Origin of the sequence: Phormidesmis priestleyi ULC007 (genome assembly GCF_001895925.1) — a bacterium.
GTDB classification, from domain to species: domain Bacteria; phylum Cyanobacteriota; class Cyanobacteriia; order Leptolyngbyales; family Leptolyngbyaceae; genus Phormidesmis_A; species Phormidesmis_A priestleyi_A.
The window spans coordinates 1-3,038 of record NZ_MPPI01000086.1 but is presented as its reverse complement, the minus strand read 5'-3'; the positions used below and the strand labels follow the sequence as shown (position 1 = coordinate 3,038).

At 47.1% G+C, this 3,038-nt stretch carries 3 protein-coding genes; all 3 read right to left on the bottom strand.

Features of this window, described 5'->3' with window-relative positions:
- Nucleotides 1-90 precede the first annotated feature (90 nt).
- The gene (locus tag BRW63_RS26775; RefSeq protein ID WP_073075350.1) at nt 91-366 is read right to left on the bottom strand and encodes a hypothetical protein; all 276 of its coding nucleotides are present in this window, start codon (nt 364-366) and stop codon (nt 91-93) included.
- Nucleotides 367-388: 22 nt separating this feature from the next.
- The gene (locus tag BRW63_RS26770; protein WP_073075349.1) at nt 389-1,183 is read right to left on the bottom strand and encodes a DUF4158 domain-containing protein; all 795 of its coding nucleotides are present in this window, start codon (nt 1,181-1,183) and stop codon (nt 389-391) included.
- A 367-nt stretch (nt 1,184-1,550) separates the two neighbouring features.
- Nucleotides 1,551-2,054 (bottom strand): helicase HerA domain-containing protein, encoded by a 504-nt coding sequence (locus BRW63_RS26765; RefSeq protein ID WP_106254244.1) that lies wholly within the window; start codon nt 2,052-2,054, stop codon nt 1,551-1,553.
- Nucleotides 2,055-3,038 lie beyond the last annotated feature (984 nt).

The window sequence follows — 3,038 nt, the reverse complement described above, 5'->3', positions numbered from 1 at the left end:
CAGATTGCTGGGATAGGATTTACTCATGTTGCTCTCTCGGTGCTGTAGTTGTTGTATTTACAGCGTATTACCGGAGAGCTTTTTTACGCTTCACCTGACTTTTAAAACACCCTCTAACAGCAATCCTGCTCCACCATTGAGGCTGAGGACTGCCTGAATTTGTTCTCCTAAACTGGCATGATCTTGGGGCGCATTGGAAATCATCAGAACGTCAGCGAAAACTTTCAGGAGCGCTTCTGTTTGAGCACGGTGGCGTTCTCGCAGTTCGACCAACCGGGCTTTGGCTCGATTGTGCAACGTTCGCATCCGTTTGAGAAACATTTCTACCAAATGATCGCGAGTTTTGACTTGTGCTTGATAGAGCAAGCATATCAGCAGAGTCCGGCGCTTAGAGGGTTTCTCCCAACTCGGTTACATCTAGAACTTTGGCTTGTGCTGCAAAAGATTTGACTTTACTGGGCGCAATGCCGACTAATAGGCGCTTAGCATCTCCAAATGACATCAACTGGTCGAATTTAATCTGCAACTGCTGCATATGTGACAAGGTGGCACTTTTTGCAGGAGCTTTGAGTAAATTGAGGGTTGCTTGGGCTTGCGAAGTTGTAGGTAGGAGCAGTTGATCCAGATAAGTGCGCTCAGAGGTCGATAGATGCTCGGAAATTCTCTCAAATAAACGGGTGTTGGCAACCGAACGAATGTTGCCAGCTAAGCGATCTAGTGTGCTAAAAGCAGGCAGTTCATAGCGCTGTTTGACTAATTCTTCAATGGACACATTGATTAAATCAGCGGGATAATCCATGACTTCGGCAGCTTTTGCAATGGCATCGGCGACGAGCTGCTGCGCTACGTCATCATAGGGTTTGATGTTCAGATAAGTCCGAATGGCTTGCTGATATCGACGACGAGTGCGAAGCGGTGAAATGGCTGAGATGTTCGATGGGAGTTTCAGATGAGAACGCAAATGTTGAATCACTGGGGTCGGAACAAAGTCGGGATGGGGAAAGTAGCCCAAACGTTGGAGTGACTTGAGTAAAACCAGAATTCGCAACTGCCCCATCTTGCTGACCGTTTGGGATTGGGCAAATGCCATCTCACTGGACGTTGGAGTATAGAGTCCTGCGAGTTCTTTAGCAGTGGGTTGTTGCTTGAAGCGGGGATAGGCAGTGCGTTCAATCGCAGTCATGCAGACAGAGGAGAAATAACATTTAAGAGCAAACTCAGTTTATCGTTTTCTGTAGACGCGACTCCCCATAGGTTGTTGTGAGTTTGACTGTCCCATCCTGAGATGCTTTATCTCAGAAGTGGGCTGAACTAAGCTCGGACTGATTGTCGATTCTGTAGTACGCTGTAACGCCCAAATCCCCTGAGACAGATCGCTGCCAACCACAATCTATAAAATTACAATTTCGCTTGGCTCAGCAACAGTTGCACCCCTGTCTCATTGGATTGAACTTCTGCGCGTCCGGCAGTGAACCAGAATTGTAGTCACTAGAAGAGTTGATGTCTACAATATATGCACAGCAATCGTTTTCAAGATCCGTGGCACCATTTTACACGTATCTCGGCTCGACCCCATAAACCACATGACAATTTATCTTGCGAATATCACTCACTGACATCTCAAAAAATGAGGCTGAATGCTCACACTTCTTAGCCCATTGGGTAAATTCTTCTGCCAGAACGGTTAGCGGGCGGGGGTTGAAATCTGCCTTTTTTGACCGTCCCAAATATCGGCTCTCGACTAAATCAGCAAAGGCTTTAAGCCTGTCGTCGATCGCGTTGAAGTTCATGCCATCGCCAAACGTGTCTAAGCCGTCCCACTGCCCAAACTCACGATGCGGATCTAAGATCTCAAGCTTATGTCCAGCTTTAACCCGTTCGCTCATCAGCCATTCTGCAAAGGTTGACTTCCCCGCCCCAGGCGCACCCCAAATTAGAACCGATGGATAAGACAGTAAATCTTGCATCCATTCATGGCGGGCGGGTGAGGCTAACAGTTGCTCATCCTCGTCCCACTTTGACAACTGAGCAGCCGGGGAACTCGGTACATCCACAGCAATCAGGCGCGTATCGTTGCCGATGGGTGAACTTGTGGTATCGGTCGATGGCAGTGCTAAAGGTTGCCCCGTATTAGGGGCAAACGGGGAATTCGGACAAAATCGTACGCTAAGCCTAAAAGTCTTTTCCTATATGACTTACAGGATTTTATCATTCACTTGTCCGGTGTCCTAATCAGGCTAATATTGCCCATCCCGCCCAAAACGTAAAGTTAGCCGCACAGGCTATCGAAAGCTTGTGTAGATAGGGATCTGGAACACTGTTTGGGCTACAGAGCCTTTGAGAGTGCAAAAAGTCTACTTTCCGCACGATCTCTTGGTTGGGCTTATAGTCATCAAATCAGCATCATTTCTAGTGCGATAACCCTTGCCAGAATCATGGTGCATTTAAAGCAATATGGGCTAAGTTTTCGCACGATCAAGAACGCATAGCAAGGCAGTAAGTGGGAAGGGAGAAAGGCGCTGAAAAGACTAACCAGCAAAGGTTTCAATTCTACTTTTACATTTAGGGCGGGGTGGGCAATATTAGTCAATCAGCTAGAAACCCGTATGGTTTTATTCTTGTAAGAAACCGCTTAAAACGACTTAAAGAGCTAGTTTATCGATCATGCGGTAGCTTGGAAAGCTCTCTGAGAGAAGATTTCAGGCTTAGCGTACGATTTTGTCCGAATTCCCCGTTTGCCCCATTTACTGCAATAGTTTGTACCAGTCGAAGTAAGGGCTAATTGGTACAAGAAATGAGAACGGTATATCAAGGGTTTCAGCCTTCTATTGCCAGAAGGGTTTAATTGGTACAGAAGACAAACGATGCTTAACGTACGTTACTGTTCCGCTGCTCCTCAAACCCCTTCTCAGACAAGATGAGCCAGGGTGGTTTCAAGTTAGCCAGCGAAAAACCTGATGGACTTGATTGGCTAGATCCCGAATGCAATCTGGGAGAGTACGGCAACCCAAGCGACGGGCAAGCGTAATCAGGAACGA

What these genes read in the sequence shown, in the direction of transcription:
- BRW63_RS26770 (WP_073075349.1), bottom strand. Translation starts at nt 1,183, where the DNA reads ATGACTGCGATTGAACGCACTGCCTATCCCCGCTTCAAGCAACAACCC.